This window comes from Ectothiorhodospira sp. BSL-9 (assembly GCF_001632845.1).
In the GTDB taxonomy this organism is placed as follows: domain Bacteria; phylum Pseudomonadota; class Gammaproteobacteria; order Ectothiorhodospirales; family Ectothiorhodospiraceae; genus Ectothiorhodospira.
In genome coordinates, this window is sequence record NZ_CP011994.1 from 2,909,555 (window position 1) to 2,931,681 (window position 22,127).

At 58.5% G+C, this 22,127-nt stretch carries 18 protein-coding genes and 1 pseudogene; 8 read left to right on the top strand and 11 right to left on the bottom strand.

Annotated elements, in window-relative coordinates; genetic code table 11:
• Positions 1-82: 82 nt before the first annotated feature.
• The 3 genes from ECTOBSL9_RS13560 (at position 83) to ECTOBSL9_RS13570 (ending at position 2,499) form a co-directional block, all read left to right on the top strand.
• Positions 83-1,582 (top strand): NAD(P)H-binding protein, encoded by a 1,500-nt coding sequence (locus ECTOBSL9_RS13560; protein WP_240480990.1) that lies wholly within the window; start codon positions 83-85, stop codon positions 1,580-1,582.
• A 132-nt stretch (positions 1,583-1,714) separates the two neighbouring features.
• Positions 1,715-2,014 (top strand): nucleotidyltransferase domain-containing protein, encoded by a 300-nt coding sequence (locus ECTOBSL9_RS13565; RefSeq protein WP_063465486.1) that lies wholly within the window; start codon positions 1,715-1,717, stop codon positions 2,012-2,014.
• A gap of 2 nt (positions 2,015-2,016) precedes the next feature.
• Complete coding sequence (locus tag ECTOBSL9_RS13570) at positions 2,017-2,499, top strand: hypothetical protein (protein ID WP_063465487.1); 483 nt, start codon at positions 2,017-2,019, stop codon at positions 2,497-2,499.
• Between the two features lie 6 nt (positions 2,500-2,505).
• On the opposite strand, the gene ECTOBSL9_RS13575 is transcribed toward ECTOBSL9_RS13570, so the two are convergent.
• From ECTOBSL9_RS13575 to ECTOBSL9_RS13600, 6 genes are all read right to left on the bottom strand, one after another.
• Positions 2,506-2,985: a hypothetical protein gene (locus ECTOBSL9_RS13575; protein ID WP_063465488.1), complete on the bottom strand. Its 480-nt coding sequence runs from the start codon at positions 2,983-2,985 to the stop codon at positions 2,506-2,508.
• Positions 2,986-3,062: 77 nt separating this feature from the next.
• Positions 3,063-3,407, bottom strand: a complete 345-nt coding sequence (locus ECTOBSL9_RS13580) for a flagellar protein FliT (RefSeq protein WP_063465489.1) — start codon at positions 3,405-3,407, stop codon at positions 3,063-3,065.
• Between the two features lie 104 nt (positions 3,408-3,511).
• Complete coding sequence (gene fliS, locus ECTOBSL9_RS13585) at positions 3,512-3,946, bottom strand: flagellar export chaperone FliS (protein WP_240480991.1); 435 nt, start codon at positions 3,944-3,946, stop codon at positions 3,512-3,514.
• A gap of 94 nt (positions 3,947-4,040) precedes the next feature.
• Positions 4,041-5,459, bottom strand: coding sequence for a flagellar filament capping protein FliD (gene fliD, locus ECTOBSL9_RS13590; RefSeq protein WP_240480992.1), 1,419 nt, complete (start codon positions 5,457-5,459; stop codon positions 4,041-4,043).
• A 124-nt stretch (positions 5,460-5,583) separates the two neighbouring features.
• Positions 5,584-5,991 carry a flagellar protein FlaG gene (locus tag ECTOBSL9_RS13595; RefSeq protein WP_063465492.1) on the bottom strand — a complete coding sequence of 136 codons (408 nt, stop codon included), beginning with the start codon at positions 5,989-5,991 and terminating at the stop codon, positions 5,584-5,586.
• Between the two features lie 89 nt (positions 5,992-6,080).
• Entirely contained in the window at positions 6,081-6,902 is an 822-nt protein-coding gene (locus ECTOBSL9_RS13600) for a flagellin (protein ID WP_063465493.1), read from the bottom strand.
• Positions 6,903-7,144: 242 nt separating this feature from the next.
• Between ECTOBSL9_RS13600 and ECTOBSL9_RS17630 the strand changes: the two are divergent.
• Both ECTOBSL9_RS17630 and ECTOBSL9_RS13605 read left to right on the top strand, forming a co-directional pair.
• A pseudogene (locus ECTOBSL9_RS17630) lies at positions 7,145-7,637 on the top strand (transposase); the annotation flags it as partial.
• Between the two features lie 238 nt (positions 7,638-7,875).
• Positions 7,876-11,466 carry a glycosyltransferase gene (locus ECTOBSL9_RS13605; protein ID WP_063465494.1) on the top strand — a complete coding sequence of 1,197 codons (3,591 nt, stop codon included), beginning with the start codon at positions 7,876-7,878 and terminating at the stop codon, positions 11,464-11,466.
• Between the two features lie 167 nt (positions 11,467-11,633).
• On the opposite strand, the gene ECTOBSL9_RS13610 is transcribed toward ECTOBSL9_RS13605, so the two are convergent.
• A complete protein-coding gene (locus ECTOBSL9_RS13610) occupies positions 11,634-13,172 on the bottom strand; it encodes a flagellin (protein ID WP_063465495.1) in 1,539 nt (512 codons plus the stop codon).
• A gap of 363 nt (positions 13,173-13,535) precedes the next feature.
• Between ECTOBSL9_RS13610 and ECTOBSL9_RS13615 the strand changes: the two genes are divergently transcribed.
• Entirely contained in the window at positions 13,536-13,958 is a 423-nt protein-coding gene (locus ECTOBSL9_RS13615) for a coiled-coil domain-containing protein (RefSeq protein ID WP_063465496.1), read from the top strand.
• A gap of 150 nt (positions 13,959-14,108) precedes the next feature.
• Here ECTOBSL9_RS13615 and ECTOBSL9_RS17050 read toward each other — a convergent pair whose 3' ends face one another.
• Positions 14,109-14,237, bottom strand: coding sequence for a type II toxin-antitoxin system RelE/ParE family toxin (locus ECTOBSL9_RS17050; RefSeq protein ID WP_156500135.1), 129 nt, complete (start codon positions 14,235-14,237; stop codon positions 14,109-14,111).
• A 47-nt stretch (positions 14,238-14,284) separates the two neighbouring features.
• Here ECTOBSL9_RS17050 and ECTOBSL9_RS13620 point away from each other — a divergent pair, with 47 nt between their 5' ends.
• A complete protein-coding gene (locus tag ECTOBSL9_RS13620) occupies positions 14,285-15,247 on the top strand; it encodes a hypothetical protein (RefSeq protein WP_063465497.1) in 963 nt (320 codons plus the stop codon).
• A gap of 123 nt (positions 15,248-15,370) precedes the next feature.
• On the opposite strand, the gene ECTOBSL9_RS13625 is transcribed toward ECTOBSL9_RS13620, so the two are convergent.
• A complete protein-coding gene (locus tag ECTOBSL9_RS13625) occupies positions 15,371-16,969 on the bottom strand; it encodes an AAA family ATPase (protein ID WP_063465498.1) in 1,599 nt (532 codons plus the stop codon).
• Between the two features lie 247 nt (positions 16,970-17,216).
• Here ECTOBSL9_RS13625 and ECTOBSL9_RS13630 point away from each other — a divergent pair, with 247 nt between their 5' ends.
• The gene (locus tag ECTOBSL9_RS13630) at positions 17,217-18,368 is read left to right on the top strand and encodes a transposase (RefSeq protein ID WP_063465499.1); all 1,152 of its coding nucleotides are present in this window, start codon (positions 17,217-17,219) and stop codon (positions 18,366-18,368) included.
• Between the two features lie 72 nt (positions 18,369-18,440).
• Here the strand turns inward: ECTOBSL9_RS13630 and ECTOBSL9_RS13635 are convergent, their stop codons facing one another.
• Together ECTOBSL9_RS13635 and ECTOBSL9_RS13640 are read right to left on the bottom strand one after the other, a co-directional pair.
• Complete coding sequence (locus ECTOBSL9_RS13635; RefSeq protein WP_063465500.1) at positions 18,441-20,003, bottom strand: ATP-binding protein; 1,563 nt, start codon at positions 20,001-20,003, stop codon at positions 18,441-18,443.
• A gap of 363 nt (positions 20,004-20,366) precedes the next feature.
• Positions 20,367-21,929, bottom strand: a complete 1,563-nt coding sequence (locus ECTOBSL9_RS13640) for an ATP-binding protein (RefSeq protein ID WP_063465501.1) — start codon at positions 21,927-21,929, stop codon at positions 20,367-20,369.
• Positions 21,930-22,127: the final 198 nt, after the last annotated feature.

Below are 22,127 nucleotides of genomic sequence, written 5' to 3' on the forward strand. Positions count from 1 at the left end.
TCGGACACTTGGTTGCAGGATGTGCAATCGAAAATGGAATTTCAAGAACTATTTTCGAGAATCCCTGTGCTAGCATTGACCAGTGAAACCGATACTTGGAACCCAGAAAAGAACGCGTTCCCCCGCATGCCCCCTCAACACCCCCCGCATCACCGTGGCCGGTGCCAGCGGGTTCATTGGCACCACCCTGTGCCGGGAACTGGCCCGGGAATACCCGGTGACCGCACTCACCCGCTCCCCGGCCCGGGCCGAAACACCCGACCCCGAGGCCTGCATCCAGTGGCAGCATTGCGACCTCTTCTCCCAGGACGACGTCACCCAGGCACTGCAAGGGTGTGACTACGCCATCTACCTGGTGCACTCCCTGGCCCCCTCCTCCCGGCTCACCCAGGCCGCACCCCGGGACATGGACCTGGTCCTGGCCGACAACTTCGCCCGGGCCGCCGCCGCCAATGGCGTGAAACAGATCCTCTTCGTCGGCGGCTACATCCCCGACAGCTTCCGCATCTCCACCCTGCTGTGGAGCCGACGGGAAGTGGAAATGGTACTCGCGGCCCATGGCGTGCCGGTTACCGTGCTGCGCGCCGGCCTGGTGGTGGGCCCCGGTGGCTCCGCCAGCCGACTCATGGTGGAACTGGTGCGGCGCATGGGCGTGCTGTTCATGCCGCCCTCGGCCCGCTCAGTCACGCGCCCTATCGCCCTGCAGGACCTGAACCGAGCCATTCAGCATGCCGTGGGCCGACCGGAACAATTCAACGGCCCCCACGACATCGGCGGCCCCCAGGACGTCAGCTACGTGGATGCCCTGCGCACCACCGCCCGACTCCTGAACCTGAAACGCCGCTTCATCATCCTGCCCTGGCTACCCGCCCGCATCGCCGCCCTGGGCGCCCGCTGGGTGACCGGCACCCCCACCGACCTGGTCGCCCCGGTCATCGACAGCCTGCCCCGGGATACGGTCATCCGCGACAACCCCCTGCAACGGCACATCAACCCCGGCGCCATCCCCTTCGAACAGGCCCTGAACGAGGCCCTGGACCACCCCCGGCAACGCCTTAAACCCAGCCCCCGTCAACCCATCCAGAAACGCACCCGGGCGCATCTGCGCCGCGACAGCCGGGTGCGCTCCATCCAGCGCATCATCCTCCCCCCAGGGCAGGACGCCGCCTGGGTGGCCGGCAACTACTTCCGCTGGCTCACCCAATGCTGCTGGCCCCTGGTGATCACCGAAGTCATCGCCCCCGCAAGGGAAAACGGCCACCCCAACACCACTCAGCCCGACGCCGGCTACCGCATCCACCTGCGCTGGCCCCGCCTGAAAATACTGGAACTCACCCACGCGCCCGAAGCCAGCCACGCACGGCGTCAGGTCTACCGCATCACCGGTGGCCTGCTGGCCAGAAATGTCGAGGAAAAGGGCCGTTTCGAGTTCCACACCGTACTGGATGACCGCTACACCCTGGCCGCCATCCACGACTTCGCCCCCGCCCTGCCCTGGTACATCTACCTATGGACACAAGCCGTGGGGCACCTGCTGGTGATGCGGCGTTATCAGCGGCATCTGGCACGGCTGGCGAGGTAGGGGGCGGGAAAGTAGGCCTATAATCCTGGGAATAGATGGCCAGCATACATTCGAACATTAGAGTGATTCGCGCTCCTGGGCCGCAGGTTGCTCCCGATCATCCATCAAAGGCGAAGGTAGTACACTCCCCCCATGCGCCTCACTCCCCAACAACAAACCACCATCCGTCACATCGTCACCAAGCATGCCGGGGCTTCTGCACGGGTGCGCCTGTTTGGCTCACGTCTGGACGATACCGCACGCGGGGGCGATGTGGACCTCATGGTGGAACTGAATGAACCGGTGGACCAACCCGCCCTGCTCTCAGCCACCCTTTCCGCCAAGATCAGCCGCCAGCTGCAGGGACGCCGGGTTGATGTAGTGCTGAGCGCCCCCAACCTTCAACACCTGCCCATCCACGACGTAGCCTATCGAGAAGGCGTGATACTGTGAGTATGAACAAGCCACTTACAACACATCAACGCCTCAAATTCCTGGCCGACCTGGCAGAAAAGGAAGCCCGGCACCTGGCCCTGACGGACGAACGCCTGTTTGCTCAACCCTTCACCGAGGAACGTGCCAGATCCCTGGCCCAGGACATTGACCTGGCCGAACGCGCTGATGCCTTCGTGGCACGATTTGGGCGCCTGCAGGACACCCTGGGGGACAAACTCATTCCTCGCCACCTGGAGGCCCTGGGTGAAAAAACCGGCGCCGCCATCGACAACCTGGACAAGGCCGAACGCCTGACGTTGATCCCCTCAGCCGACGCCTGGCTGGCCATGCGCAAACTGCGCAATCAGATGATCCACGAATATATCGACGACCCAGGCATCCTGGCCAACGCCCTGCAGAATGGCCATCAGTATGTGCCCATCCTGGTTCAGGTGACCGACAACATCCTCAAGGATCTTGATGCGCGTGGGTGGAGGAGTTGAAGGTTCTCAGAGCAACCGGACCGCTGCCACCACCAGCCCACCCACGGTGGCAATGAAACCCATGAGCCATAAAAAATGCTGGTCATGGCGCTTTTCCATGCGGTCGAAACGGCTATCCACCTTCTCGAAGCGTGTATCGATCTGTTCGAACCGCCTTTCCACCTGATCAAAGCGTCTTTCAACTTGCTCAAGGCGCTTGTCCACTTGCTCAAGGCGCTTGTCCACTTGCTCGAAGCGCTTATCCACCTGCTCGAAGCGCTTATCCACCTGCTCAAAGCGCCTTTCCACCTGCTCAAAGCGCTTGTCCATCTGCTCAAATCCTTCCCGCATCAATTCCCGCTGATGCTTGAGTTCCTCCTCCACCCGAACCATGCGCTCGCGCAACTCCACCTCATACACCGCCGGTGGCTTGCCCAGGCTCTGCTCGGCCAGCCACTCACCGATGTGGGCCTTGATGAACTCAATGTCCTCTTTGGATAACGTCATGGTGGTCTCCCTGACCTTCAAGAATGGGCTTATGGTGATTGTGCCAGAACACCCGCCCAACCTGCACCCGGCCAGCGCTACCCCTTCTCCCCCCGCGACGTCCGATCATAAGCCCTGGCCCCCGCCGCCTTCTTCTGCACCTTCTGCAACTCCACCGCCAGATCCTCCCGGGCCTGCTCCAGCAGCGGCACCAGGGACTCATCCAGATCCCGTATCCGCGTCAACCGCTCCGCCAGGGCGCGAGCAAGCGCTTCATGGCCCTCAAACACATCCACCCGGATACGCCCGGCCAGTTCACCCCGCCTCTCCTCGCTGCCCACCAGGGCATCCCACTCCCCCTGCTGTGCCCAGGTGATCCGTTGCCGCGCCAGGCGCTCAAGCTCCGCCGCTGCGGCCAGTACATCCTCCACACCCTGACTCATCACACCCTCCCGTGGGAGCGGCCCTCGGCCGCGAAAACACATGCCCAAAAACGACAAAGCGCCCGGAGTACACACGCACTCCGGGCGCCTAAAAATCCCTCAAATCACTCCACCGGCCGAACCGCCGGCTGATCACCCCCCGCATGGGCGGTGGGATTCTTCCGCACCTCGGCGGGAATAGCCTTCCAGGCCTCGCGGATCTCGTTGAGCAACTGGGTCACCTCATCGAGGATCTCCACATCGTTGCGGGCATTGGCCGAGACCAGGCGGCGCTGCATGTATTCGTACAGGTTATCCAGATTAACGGCAATATCGCCGCCCTTATCCAGATCCAGCCCGCCGCGCAGCCCGCCGATGATATCGAAGGCCTTGCCGATGAACTTGATCTTGGCGCTACGATCCCCCCGATGCACCGCACCGCGGGCCTGGGCCAGGCGGTCGATGCCGCCATCGAAGAGCATCTCGATCAGGCGATGCGGGTCCGCAAAGGAGGCGCCGGCAGCGCCCACCTGCTGGTACTGATTAATGCCTCTGTGCATGGCTGCTTGATTCATGGTTGGACGCTCCCGGCGGTCTTTAAATCCACACCCCTGCTATCGGCAAGCCAAGGGAAAAGTTTAGCCGCCCGCTGCCTTACTTGCGGTTATTACCCGGCAAGGCCTTCAACTGGTTATCCAGGAATTGACTGGTCTGGTTCATCTGGGCAATCATGGCATCCATGGCACTGAACTGGGCGATGTAGCGGGCCTCGATGCGCTCCATGCGGTATTCCAGGCGGTCGCGATCATCGGCCAACCCGGACATTTGCTTTTCCAGGCTCTTGGTACGGCTATTGATGATGCTGTCCCTGCCAGTGAACTGATCCACCACACCCTTCATCCGCGCCGCGATACCCGTATCAGCCTGGGTGAACAGGGAAACCACCGCCTCACGGTCCTCGCTCAACCGCTCGTTCAGCCGGAACTCGTTGATGGCCAGCGTGCCATCCCGCTGCGTGCTGATGCCAAGATCCGCCAGCGCACGAACCGTTCCATCCATGCCCTCGACCGGGTTGCTGATCATGCGCGCCATCTGGTCCTGCACACCGCGCAGCGTGGAGTCGCCATTCAGGATACCGCTCTCCTCGCTCTCCGGATTGAAAGCATTAAGCTCATTGAGCTGCCCCCGCAACTCGTTATAGGCCTCCACAAACCCACGGATGGCCTCCAACGCGGTGCCCTCCTGCTCAGCGACCGTCACACGCGTGGTTCCCACATCATTCAAGGTGAGGTCCACGCCATCCAGCACCCCGCGCAGTTCATTGGTGGGACGGGTTATTTGCAGGCCATCCACCAGCACAATCGCGTCCTGTGCAGCTCGCAATTGTCTGAAACCGCCGCTGGTATCCTGATCCTCGCCAAGGTCTGCCGCATTGAAGCCAAGCCTGTTGAGCAGCGCCCCCCCGTCCGCATTCACATCAATCCGTGAAATGGCATTTTGCTCACCCGTCTGGGTGGTGCTGAGAGTAAGGCGTGGCCCGTTGCCGTCATCAATCACAGAGGCGCGCAGGTTGGCGGACTGATCATTGATGGCGTCCCGGAGATTTTCCAGGCTTGAGCGATTCTCCGATAGAGTAAAGGTTTCCGTGGTCCCATCTGCGAGGGTAATCGTGACATCTCCGGCCCCCAGCGCTGTTTTGGGGTCGAAATCCTCTTCTCCGCTGAAAAGATCCGCACTGGTCGCGAGGCGCTGGGACTGAGCCAGCTGCGCCACCTCCACCTCGTAATTGCCGATGGGCGCGTTATCACGGGCATTGGCCGTGACCATACCTTCGTTCACTACACGCGTTTCCACTTGCCGGAAATCCCCGGCACTACTCAGGCCGCTCAAGGTCGAGCCAAACTCGGACAGCGCATTCTTGAGTTTGCCAAGGCCGGAGATCTGCGCCTCAAAGCGTTGTTCCTGGCGGGCAATGCGATTTTCCCGTGGCTCGCGCTCGGCGGCTACCAACTGATCCACCAAGTCGCGTACATTGATCCCCGACCCAACGCCCATGGATGTGATTGTGCTCACGGCAACCTCCTGCAAACTCAAAAGGGCGGTGAACGCCCCTGCCTTCGTCGACACCCGACGAGGGCAGCGCGCACCGCCTGAATGGATTCAGCACTGATCTTCGAGATACAAGATCTGCGCCAGATCAGGCCTTCTCCTTGACCAACAGGCCGCGTAGCTCTTCCATCTGGGCGGCCACGGCCAGGATTTCGTCCGGCGGCAACTGTCGAATGACCTCCTCGCTTTGCGAGTCCATCACCTTCACCACCGTGCGCCCTGTGGAATCATCCACCGTGAAATGCAGATCCCGCTGAACCACCTGGACAAACTCATTGATGCGCTCTACTGCCGCATCCACGGACTTTTCCAGATCCGCTGGATTGGGCGCCTCAGGCCGCACAGATTCCTGGCTCGACTTCCCACTTGCAGCCTCAGGCACGGATTTTCCCTGACCACCGGCGTCCGGCGGCGAAACCTTGCCGGCCGCTTCTTGCACACTGGCCTGACGCGTGGGCGCCAGGTTCATGGGTATGACATTGATTCTTGTATCCATCTGCCTTCTCCTCCCCCGATGGCGGGGAGAACGAAGGCCCGGGTGACGATGGTCGCCCGGGCTTTCGTGTTCACTTCAAGCCCCGGGTATTAGTTGAGCAATGCCAGGACATTCTGCGGGGCCTGGTTGGCCTGTGCAAGTACTGAGGTGCCGGCCTGCTGGAGGATCTGCGTTCTGGTCAGCTCTGCGGTTTCGGTGGCGAAGTCGGCGTCAAGGATGCGGGAGCGGGCGGCTGACAGATTCTCTACAGTATTGTTCAAGTTTGCCACCGTAGATTCCAACCTATTCTGGATGGCGCCTAATTCTGCACGAAAGCCTGCCACATCATCAATCGCATCATTCACTGTAGATATCGCCGTTGCGGCGCCTGCAGCAGTGGTTAAATCCACCCCGTCTATCCCGAGGCTAGCGTTTTGCGCGTCAATGCCACTTAATGCAATAGTGATAGTCTGACCTTCATCTGCACCCACTTGCAAGTCGATATCAGCTGCTGCTGCTAATACTGTTTTACCATTAAATTTTGTATCTGATGCGACCCGGTCAATTTCGGCGAGTATTTCTGTAACTTCCTTTGTGAGCTGAGCCCGATCGCTGTCTTCAAGAGAACCGTTTGCCGACTGGACAGCCAGTTCTCTCAAACGCTGAAGATTATTTGTAATTTCAACCAAACCACCCTCAGCGGTTTGCGCCAAAGAAATTCCATCATTTGCGTTTCGGGCAGCTTGGTTCGACCCTCGTATTTGGGCAGTAAATGATTCAGATATAGCAAGGCCGGCAGCATCGTCCTTAGCGCTGTTGATGCGCAACCCGGAAGACAGCCTTTCCAAAGAAGTCTGCAGCTGATTCTGCGTGGCATTGAGGTTCCGCTGGGCGTTCAGCGAAGCAACATTAGTATTGATGACCTGTGACATGACCGTTCTCCTACCTGATGTTTCCGGGTCTCAAACCCGTGGGTCGTTAAAGTCTGGGAGCCGGATGGGTCTCGGTAATGCTCCCTTCAACCCTGTTATCGACCGCCCAGCGGCAAGCTTTAGCCGGTGGCGGCAAAAAATTTCCACCAACTTGCCGCCCTGACGGCCCGGAGGACGGTAAATCGCTGAAAATCAGCAACAAATAGCCGAAGCACGGCCAGGTGTTGCCGGCAGGATAATGCATGAACGGTCGAAAATTGCAGCCGGGAGGCGCTCAGCCTCGCGCCGCCGTGATCTGCCTCGATGGCACGCCCTGGTATCACGTGGTTTCCCGCTGCGTGCGGCGAGCGTTCCTCTGTGGTCAGGATTCAGTCGCGGGCGCCCACTACGAGCATCGACGGGGCTGGATTGAGGATCGGGCTCGGGAATTGGCGTCGGTTTTTGCCATTGATGTAGCGGCCTGTGCGGTCATGAAGCAACCACTACCACCTGGTTCTGCGCGTGGACGTTCACCGGGCCAGGAGAGGGGACGCCAGGGAAGTGCTCTCGCGCTGGACTCAGCTGTTCAGCGGCCCGGAGCTGGTGCAGCGTTATCTGTCGGAGGCCGGGGATGCCCTGTCGGCCGCCGAGGTGGCGCGCGTGGAGTAATATGCCGCGGAGTACCGCACCCGGCTGCATGATCTCTCCTGGTTCATGCGGGTTTTGAACGAATCCATTGCCCGCCGGTTGGATCAGCTCCAGGAATACGCCACTGTCGGCCGGAACTGCGATGCGTCGGCCGAGCCCCTGCAAACACCGCGACATCCTGCGAGATCTCAATAGTGAGATCCTGCGCGAGGAGCGGGTACTCGGGGATCTGAAGCCCCCCGCTGATGCCTTTTGACGGCACGGCCGGATTTGAGTGCGGCAAGCGGCATGATTTCGCCCAAATATTGTAGGCTGGGGGCTGAATCGAAACAGGCATGGACACCCCGTGAACGCGAAAAACCAGCTAAATAAGGCCATCCAGAGCATTGAAAACGCCCTCAAGGCCGGCGACATGCAGGCCGTAGAGCGTCAGTGCACCCAGGGTTTGCGCCGTTTTCCCAATCATCCTGTGCTGCTGTGTGCGCTGTCCCGCTACCATCAGGCTCAGGGGCGCACCGAGCAGGCCCGCCAGACTTCGGAGCGTGCCATCGCCAAGGGAGGGCTCAACATCGCGCCGGTGGTGGCGCACCATGTAGGCCTGATGGAATCCAACAGGGAATGGGAAGAGGCCGTCAAGCTGCTGCAGCGGGCCCTCAAGAACACCGATAACCGATTCGCCCTGGAACTGCTGCTCGCGCGCCAGCTTTGCCGCGCCAACCGTCGCGGCGAAGCGTTGCCCATCTTCAAGAACCTGGTGTCGCAACAGCCCACCGCCGCCCTGCTCAACGATTACGCCTACTGCCTCTTCGACCTGGGATATCAGGAGGATGGCCTGCGGCAGTTGCGCCTGGCCACGGCCCTGGACCCCAACAACCTGGTCATTCGCTCCAATGTGCTGTTGCAGGCCCATTACCTGCCCGACATGACCGCCGAGGAGCTCCTGTCGTTGCACAAGGAGTGGTTCGAAACCTGCGCCCGCCTTTATGGCCGCACCCGCGAATTTCAGCGTCGCCCCATGGAGGGCCGCCCGTTAAGGGTTGGCTTTATCTCCAACGGCTTTCGTGCCCACCCTGCCGGCTGGCTCAGCTTTGGCAGCCTCAGCGTGTTGGCGAACTATTTCGACACCGAGGTGTACCTGTACAGCACGCACCCGCCATCCGAGAAGGACCAACTGGTTCCTCAGATGCGCGAATTCGCCGACCAGTGGCTGTCGGTCTTCGGGTGGACCACAGAGGCGCTATTCAAGCGCCTTTTGGACGATGAACTGGATGTACTCGTAGACATGGCCGGCCACAGCGAACACTCCGCCATCCCCGTGGTGGCCGCCCGGGCCGCCCCGGTTCAGGTGAAATGGGTAGGCGGGCTGTTCAACACCTCAGCCGTGCCGAACATGGACTATCTGCTAAGTGATTGGGTGGAGACGCCGGAAGGCGCCGAGGCCAACTATACCGAGGCCTTGGTGCGACTCCCGGGTGGGTATGTGACCTATACCCCGCCGCCGTATATGCCGGAAGTGAACGAACTACCCGCGTTGACCAATGGGTATGTGACCTTTGGGTGCTTTAATAATGCGTACAAGATCAACCCCACCATCGCGCGCGTGTGGGCGGATATCCTGACCCAGGTTCCGGGAAGCCGACTTCTGCTGAAGGACAAGCGATATGGTGATCCGACGGTAAGGGATCACTACCTGAAGATGTTCACTGAGGCCGGCACAGACCCAGAGCGGATTACATTGGAGCCGGAATCGCCTCATGACGAACTCCTGAAATCCTATCACCGGATCGACATTGCCCTGGACCCTTGGCCCTACTCCGGCGGCTTGAGCACAGTAGAAGCCCTTTACATGGGCGTGCCTGTGATCACACATCCCGGCCCGACTTTTGCAGGGCGGCATGCGGCTAGTCATATCACGAATGTGGGTTTGGGTGATTGGGTTGTGGGGGATTTTGAGGGGTATGTGGGGCTGGCTGTCGAGCAGTCTTCACAGTTAGATGATCTAAGTCGGTTGAGGCTGGAGTTACGGCAATGCTGCAAGGATTCAGCGCTGGGCAATCATTTGCAAATGTCCGCCAATATAGATGAGGCTTTCCGCGTAATGTTCAGGCAATGGACAAGCGGGAAAGCACTAGCAGCCATCAATTTTAATAAACATCACAAAATCCCCCTATTGCCCGAAAACCCAGCAAACGGTAAAGGGTATCAACTTTCTTGCATAACTAACCAAGGCATACTATCCAATATTGTTGATCCCATTAAAGCGAAACTAATCATTGGAATGATTACCACATTCTCGAATCAGACTTCGAGCACAATCGACGAAATCATCTGCAATTGTGAAAAAGCAATCTCAACTGACCCTAGAAACAACACTGCGTTCTTCGTTCTCGTACATGCCTTACAACAATCAAGCCCTCACTCAATAGAAAAAACGCTTGCTACAGACCTGCTTGAGAAGCTCAGTATTGCAGGCTGGCAAAGCAGGTTTTCGCTTTACTCTTATTGGCTGAGCTCAGTAGAAAACATCAGATCTGTCGATAAGCCTGCCGCAAGCGCCGTGATCATCACAAACAATATAAAACCCGAAACCATTGACACGGCAAAAGAACTCAGAAGACAAGGAAATAAAAGTCTTGACATCATCCTTGTTATAAACGGCCTCAACATAAGCACGCCACCGGAAATCAAAAAATACATCAATACATTAATCACTTTGCGCTACAATTCCGGCGCGTATCTAGCGAGAAATATAGGTGCCATCTTCACCCAAGGATCTATTTTAATCTTTGTGGACGATGACGGCCAACCAATGGAGGGATTCGTTGCAGGACATATCGAATTGCATTCGCGCAAGGCAATCGCCTGCGTCCGGGGAATATGCCAGCCAAGGAAAGGAAGCATACCTCAACACTATCATCTTGGGAACCAAGAGTCTTATGCACCTCCAATACTTGAAGGCAACGTAAGCTTCAAGAAGACTAACTTTTTTGACGCTGGAGGCTGGGGTGACTATATTTTCTTTGGCCATGGTGGCTTCGACATCTCGTATCGTCTGATCAAGATGGGCCTTGGCCGAACAACTCAGATTTACAGCCCCAAAGTTGGAATCTACCACGAATATAGTAAAAGTCCAGACAGGACGCAGCAAAAACGTAAATGCCAAAATGCATCATGGCTACTACTTGAACATCTGCATAAAGACCTAACACCAACCATACATAACGAATTCAGCGCTAACATATTACAGCCCAATGGGGATAGAGAGCGCCTAGATTCGCAACATCCAAATCTAGCCGGCGCGACAACAGAAACACTTCCGGGCTTCAGCCGAGAAGCAAGTGACTTAATAAGCGATTATTACCGTAAATCCAGAGTCATTCTAGAGTACGGAAGTGGTGAGTCGACAGTGTTTGCATCAAAATTGGAAAACAAGCGCATTTTCTCAGTCGAAAATGATTTAGCTTGGGCTCAGAATCTCGAGCACCGCATTAATACACAAGAACCAGCCTCAAACCCTATAGTTCACAGGGTAAATATCGGCGAGACTGGCAAGTGGGCTAAGCCACTAAACGACTCCAACTGGACGGCGTTCCACCGCTATCCTTTGGAAATATGGGATCAACCCTACTTCGAACACCCTGATGTAATATTAATTGACGGAAGGTTCCGGGTTGCTTGTTTCTTAACGGCGCTCTTACGGGTCGAAAAGCCCACAACCATTCTCTTTGACGATTATGCTTATCGCGAGAGATATAAAGTCATTGAGAGACTGATCAAGCCTGATACGATCATCGATAGGATGGCAGTATTTCATCTCGAGCCAACCTCATTACCAAGAAGCCATCTAACGTGGATCGTTGGCTCTTTCAATGAAGTCACCTATGCAGAAGAGGGTGACTTCAGCCCACATAAAGAATGCAGCTCGACAAAACCTTAGGCCCCGCCTCAATATAATAAAAAACTGGACGAGCAGTAAAAAAGATAAAATTCCGGATCACCAAAATCGAGAATATTAAACAGGGATAAAGGTTAATAGACAGCAGCCGGGTAAAGGCTAGCTCCACCCGGCTGCAAAATCTAGAGGTCAGCAAGAATTCAAAAACACTACTGCAGCAACTGCAACACACTCTGTGGTAACTGATTGGCCTGAGCAAGTACCGAGGTGCCAGCCTGCTGCAGGATCTGCCCTCGGGTGAGGGCTGCCGTTTCCGCTGCGAAGTCCGCGTCCTGGATACGGGAGCGGGAGGCATCGAGATTCTCGCCAGTAATCGCCAGGTTGGAAATCGTTGTCTCAAACCGATTCTGAACTGCGCCAAGTACTGAGCGCAGGCCATTCACCTGTCCGAGCACATAGTCAGCCGTGGTAATTGCGTTGGATGCATCTTCCCTGGTTGCTACGGACATTTCGGAGAGTGTTCTTTGTGAAAGGCCACCGTCATCGGTTGGATCAAAGCCCAGGTTATTAACAACAAAGTCCTCACTACCGTCACCGAAGGAGATTCGCGAATCGAAGTCGCCCAGCAGGGTGAATCCGGCTTCGAAACGTGCGTCAGTGGCGTTCGCCAATCCACTGAAATTACCCCCGGAGTCAGTGATTAAGTTAATCGGTACACTGGCTCTTGAAGTTAAAATTAGCTCATCATCATCGTTCTTGGTGGCGATAACTCCATCAGTTTGTGCTTGGCGACTATTGATGGCAGTTACCAGATCGTCAAGAGTCGAAATGCCGCCCCCACCGCTCGTCGACAGAGTGAAGGCGACATCATTGATAGTTAATCTGTCAGCGGCAGCCGTAAATCCCCCTAGATTCACTTCCACTCGCTCATTACCGATCGCCTGTATCCCAGTCTTCTCAGAAGCTCGGTTAATCGCATTGATCAGATCTTCGGAGGAGTGGAATTCGCCTTGGTTCAGATCTGGCTCTTTACTTGCGTCGACCCAGGTAAACTTTGTGCTGCCTTCCCCATCGAGATTGGTGAGTGAAAATTCGGCAGCGGCACCGGAAGTAACAGCTGCTGCCGCGCCAGTCGCACCTGTCAACACAATTCCGTCGAGATTCCCAGCAGTGCCGTCAGCAAAGATACCAAGTTCGTCGGTTACAGCGCCCAGCGGCACCGCTTCCCTAACCGAAGCACCCAATTTGGAACCCCGTGCATCCACACCATCCACTTCAATGGTCTGCCCTTGATTTGCACCCACCTGGAAAAACAATTCAAGCCTCGATCCATCCAGCACATTACCACCATTAAACTGCGTGGTAGAGGCAATGCGATTGGCTTCCTTGATCAGCTGCTGAACCTCTTGATCCAGGGCGCGACGATCGGCGGCGGAGTTGGTGTCGTTTGCGGACTGCACGGCCAGTTCGCGGATGCGCTGGGTAATATTGCCAAGCTCGCCTAGAGCCCCTTCGGCCGTCTGGGCAAACGAGATGCCGTCGTTGGCATTACGTCCTGCCTGATTGACCCCGTTGATCTGTGAGGTGAAGCGCTCGGCGATGGACAGTCCGGCGGCATCGTCCTTGGCGCTGTTGATGCGCAATCCGGAGGATAGCCGTTCAAGGGCCTGCTGCAGCTGGCCCTGGCTGGTGTTGAGGTTTCGCTGAGCATTCAACGAGGCGATATTCGTGTTGATGACCTGTGCCATGGTTAAGACTCCCGAAGCGGTTAAGCGGCAAACTACCGTGCGCTACACACCAGACCCCATGCCTGGTTAGGAACACGGGGAATGCGATCCCGCGACCCAGAACGGCGCTTGACGCACTTAAAGCAATGGGCGTGCCAGTAACCCTGCCTCAGAATGCAAAAGTTTTTAACTTTATGATTATTATATACTTTACGGATTAACAGAGGCTCGTCTCAGGCCGATAATACGCCTACTGGCGTCATCTCTTTGGTTGAAATTCCGGATTGCAAGAGGTTGTTTCGGTAGTGCGTTGCCGGAATGATGGCAAGGTATTGCCACCTTTCCCGTCTGGCGCCCCCACCCCCGTGGTGCGATAATTTCCCCATGACCTCCGTAATCGAACTCTACGAGCAAATCAGCAGCGCCCCGGACGAGAAGACCCGGGCGCGCCTGATCGTGGAAGCCATCGAGCATGTGGAACGCCGTTTCCCGGCCGTGAACGATCTGGCCACCAATGCGTCGCTACGGGAAACTGAACTGCGGTTGCAGAAGGAGATTGAGCAGCTGCGGGGGGATCTCCAGAAAGAGATCGAGCAGTTGCGGGCCGAAACCCGGCAGATGGAAGGCAATCCCAGAACCGAGATGAAGCAGATCGAGGACAATCTCAGGGCCGAGCTGAGGCAGATGGAGGGCAATCTCAAAGCCGAGATGGGGCGCCACAAGGTGGACACCATCAAATGGACCCTGGGCGCCCTGCTGGCCCATACCACCCTTATCCTGGGGGGCATGCGCTATTTCTTCGGCTAAGAGTCAGTCGAGCAGTCAAGCCCTGGAATGACCCTGCAAAAAAAGGCAACCGTGGGAGCTGCCCCCGGCGGCGAAAGGCGGTGTGCACAAAGGCTTGAGCCCCCTGCTCCCCTCAATCGTGGGCCCGCCATATCCCGCAGCAGGCGAGCACTATTCCCGAGATGGCGGCCACCGCCGGGCGGTATGTACCAGGGCCAACACCCACACGGTTTCGTCATCGATCTCATACACGAGGCGATAGCTTTCGTACGGTATCAGTGCCCTCGGCTTCCATTCCATCGGCGGTGGCTTTGGTAGAAAATGATGCTTTGTCAAAGGAGTGACTCATGAGCGATCAAGACAGTCCCCGGCGTACCGATCACGACAGCCCCTGGAAGGATGCCCTGGAATCCTATTTTCAGGAGTTTGTGCAGCTGTTGTTCCCGGCGATCCATGGGGAGGTGGACTGGTTGCAGGGGTACAGCCCCATGGACAAGGAGTTGCAGCAGATCACGGCGGATGCCAGCAGCGGCCGGCGCCATGCGGACAAGCTGATCAAGGTGCATGCCCGGGATGGGGGCGAGACCTGGGTGTTGATTCATGTGGAGGTGCAGGGTGAGCCGGAGGATGGGTTTGCCCAGCGGATGTATACTTATCAGTACCGCTTGCGGGACCGGTACGGGGTGGATGTAGTGAGCCTGGCGGTGCTGGCGGACACCAGTCCGGGTTTTCGGCCGGACTCCTTTAGGTACTCCCGCTGGGGGTGTGAGTTGAGCTTTGCGTTCCCCATGACCAAGTTGATCGACTGGGAGGCGCGCTGGGCGGATCTGGAGGTCAGCGAGAATGTCTTCGCCCTGGTGGTGATGGCACAGATCAAGGCCAAGCGTCTGGATGATGGTGAGGCGCGTCAGCGGGCCAAGGTGGGCTTGATTCGTCTGCTGTATGAGCGGGGTTACAGTCGGGTTCAGATTCAGCGGCTGTTCCACATCATCGACTGGATGATCCAGCTGCCCAGGGAGCTGGAACGGGGTTTTCTGGAAGTGGTCTATGCCATTGAGGAGGAAAAGCGTATGCCTTACATCAATACGGCGGAGCGGTTGGGGATTGAGAAAGGGATTGAGCAGGGTATTCAGCAGGGCCACAACCTGGGTGTTGCGGATACCCTGCGTAAGCAAATTGCCTTGAAGTTTGGCGAACTGCCCGCCTGGGCCGATGAACGCCTGAGCCAGGCCAGCGATGAGCAATTGGATGAGTGGGTCGTCAAGATCCTGTCCGCCGATAGTCTGGAAGCGTTGCTGGACAAGCACTGACAGGGTGGGCGGTCAGTGGTGGTGACCGCCCCTGCCCCCCCCCGTGGGAGCCGCCCTCGGCGGCGCAAGGCGGTGTGTACGAAGCCTGAACCCGGTGCCATACCCATTCGCGGGCAGGCCCCCTCAAGTGCCCCACACCCGGATGCATCGCCCTTCCACGGTCCGCTCCGTCTCCCAGATGCGCTCTTCCCAGGTCACCTTAGAATCTCGGTTGAAGATCACCAGGTGGGCCTCATCGGCCCCCACCTGACTGGCATACGATGCCGTCTGGACCAGACCCTGGCTGATGACCCCCTCCAGGGCGCCGCGCTGCAGCTTGAGTTCGATGACAATACGCTGCATCGGCCCATGAAAACCCCTGGCCGGGTCGGTCGGCCATTCAATGAACAGATCCGTGCGCTTGCGGCCCAGACCATATTCCCGGCTGATGCGGCCACCGCCATTGACGATACGCTGCAAGAACGCCTGCATCAGCAACTGCGGGCCCGCCTCCTTGTAGTCAAAGCGCTCCAGCCAGGCATCGGCCTGTTCGCGGAAGAACTGCTGGAAGGCACGCAGCAACTTCGGCATGTCCAGGTGCCCCTTTGGGGTGACGTACCAGCCCTGCTCCTGGTTGGGGATGCGGGTCTGCATGATCCAGGTGAGGTCCCTGGGGATCACCTCTCGATAGATCCGGTTGCTGATGCGTACCTGGGGCCGGGTCTCGATCAGACCCAGATCCTCCACGTACTGCTGATCGTCAGGACTGATGTCCTGCAGGTCCTCGTCCTGACCCGACAGCAGGGCACGCATCACCCCCTGCACACGGGGTTCACGCAGTTTGTCGGTTAGCTGGTCCAGGTGCGTGGTTCGGGACTGGATCAGGGCCTCCCGGGCGGCCCGGTAGTCCTCCAGGGACAATGGCCGACTGCGGTCGCGGGCGGGCTTGAAGCGCCAGGTGAGTTCATAGCCCAGGGCGTTCACCAGCCAGGGCTGGCCACGGGTGTCTTCCCATAGCTCCGGGAAGATGGCCGGATCAAAGGCCTGACCTGTCTCGTCGGTGTGCTGCTGCCAGAGAGACCGGCATTCGTCTTCGATAAAGTTGCCCATGCGCAGCGACTCGGCCTTGATGTTGAAGGCACTGCCGCCGGTGATCACCTGGGCCCCTTCCTGGTGCAGGCGATAATCCCGCACGTCGCGCACGCCGCACAGCACGATGCTCTGGGGGAAGGCATCCGGTCGTTGTGGGTAGCCGGCGCGGATCTGGCGCAACAGCGAGATCAGCGTGTCGCCCACCAGGGCGTCCACTTCGTCCAGAAAGAGCACTGTGGGGCGCTCACTACGGGTGCTCCAGTGTTCCAGCATCTGTTTGAGCTGGTCCTGAGGTGGCTGTTCACGATGCTGGTTGAACCAGGAGAATACCGTTTTATCTTTCAGGTAGTGCCGGATGGCGCCCGCAATGGCTGCGCACACGGTCGGAATACCTTTTTCCTCGTTCCCACGCGCCGCCTGGGCGCCCTCGATATTGGCATACGCACAGGCGTAACGACCCTGCGCATTGATCGCCTCCATCATCGCCAGCAGCGTGGTGGTCTTGCCCGTCTGGCGCGGGGCATGGAGGACAAAATACCGCTTCTGCTCGATCAGCGCCTGCAGATCCTCCCAGTCGATGCGACTCAAGGGATCAATGGCATAGTGGTCAGCGGGAACCGTGGGACCGGCATTGTTGAAGAAGCGAGGCATGGCTGCAGTATAGGACGGAAGCCCTCTGGCAGACCAATGTCTAGTCGATAGCTTTCGTATGGTATCAGCTAGCCGGTGCCTGGAATCCTGCCCGTCTTTCCCATTTTCGGATGCGTGGTCAGTCGGTTGGCTGCGGGTGAAAATCATTTGGGCGGGCCGCGTGGCCGCCAGCTGGTTGTTGGCCGCCTCACTATAGGACACCCACTTTGTTATTGACTCCCACCCACCATCCCACTAAGCTCACCCCATGACCCAACCCCGCGCCTCGCAAATCTGCCTTGATGACACGCCCTGGTATCACGTGGTGTCCCGCTGCGTGCGGCGGGCGTTTCTCTGTGGGCAGGATTCGGTCACCGGCAACGACTATGAGCACCGACGCGGGTGGATAGAGGACCGCGCCCTGGGGCTGGCTTCCGTGTTTGCCATCGATGTGGCCGCCTACGCGGTCATGAGCAACCACTACCACCTGGTATTGCGGGTGGATGCCCAGCGGTCGAGGCACTGGAATGACCGGGAGGTGCTGTCCCGCTGGACGCGCCTGTTCAGCGGCCCGGAGGTGGTGCAGCGCTATCTTTCGGATGCCCGGGAGACGCTTTCAGCGGCGGAGGTGGCTCGTGCCGAAGAATATGCCGACGAGTACCGCGGCCGGTTGCATGATCTTTCCTGGTTCATGCGGGTCTTGAACGAGTCCATTGCTCGCCGTGCCAACGCGGAGGACAAGGTGCGGGGGCGGTTCTGGGAGGGGCGTTTCAAGAGTCAGGCACTGCTGGACGAGCAGGCGTTGCTGGCCGCCATGAGCTATGTGGATTTGAATCCGATTCGGGCAGGGGTGTGTGAAGGCCTGGAGGACAGCACGTACACCGCCATCGGCCGCAGGTTGAGTCAACCTCAGGAAGAGAGCATGGCCACCCGGGTGGGTGATGCGCCGCCCGAGCGCGAGGATGCCCCCCCTCCCCTCCTTCACAAAGCCAATACGAACGCCCCCATGAACCCGGCCATCATCAGTGGCATCTTCAATAACGAGGTCCTGCGTGAGGAGAGTGTGCTGCGTGCGTTGCAGCCGGCTCCGCTGATGCCTTTTGACGGCACGGGGCGATTCGAGGCGGGTATCCCCTTCTCATGGCCGGATTATGTGGAACTGACGCAGACCCTGGGCCGCTGCGTTCACCCCACCAAACGGGGACGCATACCGGAAGGCACACCCAAGCTGCTGCAGCGCCTGGGAATGGGAACTGAGGCCTTTATCGCGCACGCTTTCGATCTGTTCCATTCTTTTGGATCGGCGATCGGGGCACCAGCGAGCCTGGTGGATCTGGCGGCGCGAAGACAGTGTCGGTATCTGCGGGGTATCCGGACTGCTCGAGATATGTTCGGGCGGGACCTTTCTGTTGCATCGTGAAGCAGTTCAACCCTCTATGCCCTCCGATTTTCGCGGCCAAGGGCCGCTCCCACGGGGGGGTTCTGGACTTGATCACAGGGTTTCCACCTCAAACGCCACGATCTGGCGCTGTTCGCTGGAGAATTCCACCCCAATCAGGTGGATGACCTTGCCCTGGCCCTGGTATTTGTCGGCGTAGCCCTTGTCCTTGATCTGCTGTAGCGCCCTGCCCTCCGGGAGCTGTTCCACCACCTTGAACTCGAACAGATAAATGTGGCCATTGAAGTCCAGGGCCATGTCCACCCGGCCCATGTGGGTGGAGTCCTCCACCCGGATCAGCAGCCCCAGCGCCGCCAGGTGACTGTAGAACACGCTGGCATAGTGGCCCTCGTATTGGGCGATGGGGTTGTTGCGGTACCAGTCGTGGGGCAGGCTGGCGAACAGGGATTTGAGATGGGTTTCCAGGGCCTTGAGGTCGTGGGCCTGCAGGGCCCGGAACAGGGTGAGGGTTTCCCGGCCTGAACGCGGCAGACCCAGGGCCGGCAGCAGGGCCTGGTTGAGGCTGGATTCCACTTCCCGGTTGGGATAACCCAGGGTGTACAGCCAGTAGCCGGTGATGGGTTGTTCCACCTTGTGGATGGTGAGATAGCCGGTCTGGAACAACAGGGCCTCGGTGGCGATGTCGTCCACGTCGAAACGCCCGAGCAGGCTTGCTTCGGTTTCCATGGCTTCCAGGCGTGGGGTGTACAGGCCCCTTTCCGCCAGCAGATTGACCAGAAAACTGGGGGTGGCGCTCTCGAACCAGTAAGGGCGGAATTCTCGTTTCTGGAACAACAGCAGGACGTCGAAGGGATTGTAGACCGCCTGGGTGGTCTCATCTCCCCAACGATAGCCGTTGTACCACTGGCGGATCTGCTGGCGATCCAATCCAGGCAGCTCCGGGGCGAAGACAGTATCCAGGTCTTCGTCGGTATAGCCACAGATCGGGGCGTAGGGTTTATCCAGGGTGATGTCGTTGAGGTTGTTGAGCCCGGAAAACAGACTCACCTTGCTGAACTTGGACACCCCCGTAAGCAGGCAGAAACGCAGGTGGGGGTCAGCGTCCTTGAGGACGGAATAGAGATTCTTCAGGCCTTCCCTGAGTTGGCGGGCGGTGTCCGGCTCGGTGATATTGTCCAGGATGGGCTTGTCGTATTCATCAATGAGGACGACCACACGCTCGCCATGGTGTTCATGGGTGCGACGTATCAGTTCCCCGAAGCGTCCGGCGATACTGTTATTCCTGAGGCAAACCCCAAGACGAGCGGCCGCCTCCCGAAGCATTTCCTGAATCCGCTCATCCAGAGCCGCACGACTGCTCATCACCCCATCGCCGAAGCCCAGCCTGATGACAGGATGCCTGGTCTGCCAGTCCCAACGATCATGGATGTACAGGCCCCGGAACAGCGGCTCATTGGCCTCGAAGAGTTCCTTGAGGGTGTCCAGTAGCAGGCTCTTGCCGAATCGGCGGGGGCGGGAGAGGAAGTAATAACTACCCTCCTGGGTGAGTTGGTGCAGCCAGGGGGTTTTATCGACGTAGTAATAGCCACCCGTGCGGATCTTGGCGAACCCTTGTATGCCTACGGGAAGTTTGCGGCGGGCAGATGAGGTCGTCATAGGGTCAATTCCTGGGGACAACAAGGGCCATGTCACATGACCGTGAGTTTACCCCCTTGCAGGCCACCCGTGGTGGTTGGGCCTGGCACAGTCTCCATGGGACACCGGATGATGTACCCAAATGGAAAGGCCCCACCACATTCCATGTAGCGGGGCCCATGTCGCTCGGCAATGACCCATCCATTGGATCCTCCGTGAAGCACTGCCTTTCATCCTTGACTGCCTTCACTGGCGACGAGAGTTATTTTCCACAGTTTCAAAAGGGAAACAACTGCAACATCTCCATAATGTGAAGCAGTTCAACCCTCTGTGCCCTCCGATTTTCGCGGCCAAGGGCCGCTCCCATGGGGGGGCTGGACTTGATCACAGGGTTTCCACCTCAAACGCCACGATCTGGCGCTGTTCGCTGGAGAATTCCACCCCAATCAGGTGGATGGCCTTGCCCTGGCCCTGGTATTTGTCGGCGTAGCCCTTGTCCTTGATCTGCTGTAGCGCCCTGCCCTCCGGGAGCTGTTCCACCACCTTGAACTCGAACAGATAAATGTGGCCATTGAAGTCCAGGGCCATGTCTACCCGGCCCATGTGGGTGGAGTCCTCCACCCGGATCAGCAGCCCCAGCGCCGCCAGGTGGCTGTAGAACACGCTGGCATAGTGCCCCTCGTATTGGGCGATGGGGTTGTTGCGGTACCAGTCGTGGGGCAGGCTGGCGAACAGGGATTTGAGATGGGTTTCCAGGGCCTTGAGGTCGTGGGCCTGCAGGGCCCGGAACAGGGTGAGGGTTTCCCGGCCTGAACGGGGCAGGCCCAGGGCCGGCAGCAGGGCCTGGTTGAGGCTGGACTCCACTTCCCGGTTGGGATAACCCAGCGTGTACAGCCAGTAGCCGGTGATGGGTTGTTCCACCTTGTGGATGGTGAGATAGCCGGTCTGGAACAACAGGGCCTCGGTGGCAATGTCGTCCACGTCGAAACGCCCGAGCAGGCTTGCTTCGGTCTCCATGGCTTCCAGGCGTGGGGTGTACAGGCCCCTTTCCGCCAGCAGCTTGACCAGAAAACTGGGGGTGGCGCTCTCGAACCAGTAAGGGCGGAATTCCCGTTCCTGGAACAACAGCAGGACATCGAAGGGGTTATACACCGACGGTTGGCGCTCATCGCCCCAGCGGTAGCCGTTGTACCACTGGCGGATCTGCTGGCGATCCAGACCGGGGAGTTCTGGGGCAAACACGGTGTCCACGTCCTCGTCGGTGTAGCCGCAGATGGGGCCGTAATCACTGGAGAGGGTGATGTCGCGCAGGTTATTCAGCCCCGAGAACAGGCTCACCTTGCTGAACTTGGACACCCCCGTAAGCAGGCAGAAACGCAGGTGGGGGTCAGCATCCTTGAGGACGGAATAGAGGTTCTTCAGGCCTTCCCTGAGTTCGCGAGCGGTGTCCGGCTCGGTGATATTGTCCAGGATGGGCTTGTCGTATTCGTCAATGAGGACGACCACACGCTCGCCGTGGTGTTCATGGGTGCGACGTATCAGTTCCCCGAAGCGTCCGGCAATACTGTTATTCCTGAGGCAAACCCCAAGACGAGCGGCCTCCTCCCGAAGCATTTCCTGAATCCGCTCATCCAGAGCCGCACGACTGCTCATCACTCCATCGCCGAAGCCCAGCCTGATGACAGGATGCCTGGTCTGCCAATCCCAACGATCATGGATGTACAGGCCCCTAAACAGCGGCTCATTGGCCTCGAAGAGTTCCTTGAGGGTATCCAGCAGCAGGCTCTTGCCGAAGCGGCGGGGGCGGGAGAGAAAATAGTATTTTCCCTGCTCGATCAAGTGGTCGATGTACGGGGTCTTGTCCACATAGTAATAGCCTTCGCGTATGATTCCGGCGAAGGACTGCACACCTATGGGAAGTTTGCGGCGGGCAGATGAGGTCGTCATAGGGTCAATTCCTGGGGACAACAAGGGCCTTGTCACATGACCGTGAGTTTACCCCCTTGCAGGCCACCCGTGGTGGTTGGGCCTGGCTCAGTCTCCATGGGGCACCGGATGATGTACCCAAAAATGGAAAGGCCCCACCACATTCCATGTAGCGGGGCCCATGTCGCTCGGCAATGACCCATCCGTTGGATCCTCCGT